The sequence below is a fragment of the Propionivibrio sp. genome, assembly GCF_049316945.1.
Taxonomy (GTDB): domain Bacteria; phylum Pseudomonadota; class Gammaproteobacteria; order Burkholderiales; family Rhodocyclaceae; genus Propionivibrio.
In genome coordinates this window covers 1-2595 of the sequence record NZ_JBMOJE010000304.1, presented here as the reverse complement: position 1 = coordinate 2595, position 2595 = coordinate 1, and the positions used below count along the sequence as shown (strand labels likewise).

Here is a 2595-nt window from a genome sequence, read left to right as displayed (position 1 = left end):
TGATCGAACGCGAAGGCATCACCGTTCATTTCCCGGAAAACCAGACCTGCTGCGGGCAACCCGCCTACTCCAGCGGTTATGCCGACGAAGCGCGTGCGGTGGCGCTGATCCAGATGCAACTCTTCCCCAACGACTGGCCGATAGTGGTTCCTTCCGGCTCCTGCGCCGGCATGATGCGCCACCACTACCCCAAGCTGTTTGACGAAGATCCGCTGCACCAGGCCCAAGCCGAAGCGCTGGCCGAGCGCGTATTCGAACTCTCCGAATTCCTGCTCAACGTACTCAAGGTGCAATGGAAGGACAGCGGAAAACCGGCGACGGTCACCCTGCACACCTCCTGCCATGCCCGTCGCGAAATGGGCACGCATGAGCACGCCCGCGCCCTGCTCGCCCAACTACCCGGGGTTACGGTCGTCACCCAGTCGCACGAGTCGGAATGCTGCGGTTTCGGCGGCACTTTCTCGCTCAAGCACCCGTCGATTTCCTCAGCCATGGCCGGCGACAAGGCGGATGCATTAAAGGAAAACGGCGCCGAAACCTTTATCACGGCGGATTGCGGTTGCATGCTCAACATCAACCATACCCTGCAGAAACGCGGCGACCCTTTCCAGGGAAAACACCTGGCGACCTTTCTTCGTGAGCGCCTGACCACAACCGGAGAAAAAGCATGAGTGCGCGCGACAACATTCTCCAGCGCCTGCGCGCCGCACCACAGGGGAAAACGGTGCTGGCTCCCGACGTGCAGGGATTTCATGACGAAGTACGCAACCGGGTGCCGGCTGAAAACCGCACTGCACGCATCGAGCGCTTCTGCGAAAGAATGGCTTTCTGGCGCGGCGAAGTTGTTCGTGTGACGCCCGGCAACTGGGCGGAAACCCTGCGCGAATTGTGTGTTGCCAAGAAGGTGAATTCTCTGCTCTATGGGGCGAATACGGCCTGTTCGGCAGCGCTGGAAGCCTCTGGCATCAACGGCTTGAAAGCTTACGACCGTCCGCTTGACGAGTGGAAGTCGGCGCTGTTTCGCGATACCGATGCCGGTTTCACCTCGACGCGTGGCGGCATTGCCGAAACCGGTACGCTGATCGTCTGGCCAACTGCCGAGGAACCGCGCTTGATGTCGCTGGTGCCACCGATCCACTTCGCGCTTCTTTATGCCGACACGCTCTACGACACCTTCTTTGAAGCGATGATCGGCCAGGGCTGGTCCACCACCATGCCGACCAATGCCCTGCTCATCTCAGGACCATCCAAGACCGCCGATATCCAGGTGACGCTGGCTTACGGTGCGCACGGCCCGAAAGAGCTGGTCATTCTGCTGCTGGACAATGAGGAGAAATGTTGATGAATGCGCTGATGAAAGCCCCGGATAATAGCCAGACACTCAAGTTCATCCCGGCCAGCGAATTCAGGCAGCGCACCACCGAGGCGGTTTCCGACGCGCATTTGCGCAAGAGCTTTCGCGGCGCGATGGATTTCCTGATGGCCAAGCGGGCGGCGCAGTTTCCCGACCCGGAAGCGCTGGAAGCGCAACGCGGGCTGGCCGAGCACATCCGCAAATACAGCTTGTCGCGCCTGCCCGACCTGCTCGAACAGCTTGAACGCTCGCTCACCGCCAACGGCATTCAGGTGCATTGGGCGGAGAACGGCGAACAGGCCAACGCCATCATCATCGGCATCGCCAAGCAGCATTCGGCCAAGCTGATGGTCAAGGGCAAGTCGATGGTCAGCGAGGAGACCGAACTCAACCACGCCATGGAAGCGGCCGGCATCGAGGCGCTGGAGAGCGACATGGGCGAATACATCGTCCAGCTCGACGGTGAAAAGCCTTCACACATCATCATGCCGGCAATCCACAAGACCAAGCAGCAGATCGCCAGACTGTTTGCCGAGAAGGTGCCGGGCGCTTCCTACACCGAGTCGGTCGATGAACTGATCGGCATCGGCCGCGCCGTGCTGCGCGAGAAATACATGGTCGCCGAAATCGGACTTTCCGGCGTGAATTTCGCGGTAGCCGAAACCGGCACGCTGTGTCTGGTCGAGAACGAAGGCAACGGGCGCATGTGCACCACCGTACCGGAGGTTCATATCGCCATTACCGGTATCGAAAAGGTTGTCGAAAAGCTGGAACATGTGCCGCCGCTGCTCGCTCTGCTGACACGTTCGGCGACCGGCCAGGCGATCACCACCTACTTCAACATGATCAGCGGTCCGCGCAAGCCTGGTGATAAGGACGGCAAGGGCGCCGAACTAGACGGCCCGAAGGAAGTGCATCTGGTACTGCTCGATAACGGCCGTACCCAGGCCTACGCCGACGAACAGATGCGCTCGACGTTGCAGTGCATCCGTTGCGGCGCCTGCATGAACCATTGTCCGGTCTATACGCGCATCGGCGGACATGCCTACGGCACCACCTACCCCGGCCCGATCGGCGAAATAATTTCGCCGCACATGATGGGCTTGGCGGCGACGCATGCGCTACCGACGGCATCGACCCTGTGCGGTGCCTGTGGCGAAGTGTGTCCGGTCAAGATCCCGATCTCCGACCTGCTCGTCCGCCTGCGCGGCGAGGCCACGCACGACGCCCGGCCCGGTCAC

General features: G+C 61.0%; 3 protein-coding genes. All 3 read left to right on the top strand.

Features of this window, described 5'->3' with window-relative positions:
• Positions 1-671: (Fe-S)-binding protein (locus ACOYNV_RS27350; RefSeq protein ID WP_422902976.1), on the top strand; the 671-nt coding region annotated here is incomplete at its 5' end.
• The gene (locus tag ACOYNV_RS27345; RefSeq protein WP_422902975.1) at positions 668-1342 is read left to right on the top strand and encodes a LutC/YkgG family protein; all 675 of its coding nucleotides are present in this window, start codon (positions 668-670) and stop codon (positions 1340-1342) included. The genes ACOYNV_RS27350 and ACOYNV_RS27345, both read left to right, overlap by 4 nt.
• Positions 1343-1353: 11 nt before the next feature.
• A partial coding sequence (locus tag ACOYNV_RS27340) for a LutB/LldF family L-lactate oxidation iron-sulfur protein (protein ID WP_422902977.1) occupies positions 1354-2595 on the top strand: 1242 nt, incomplete at its 3' end.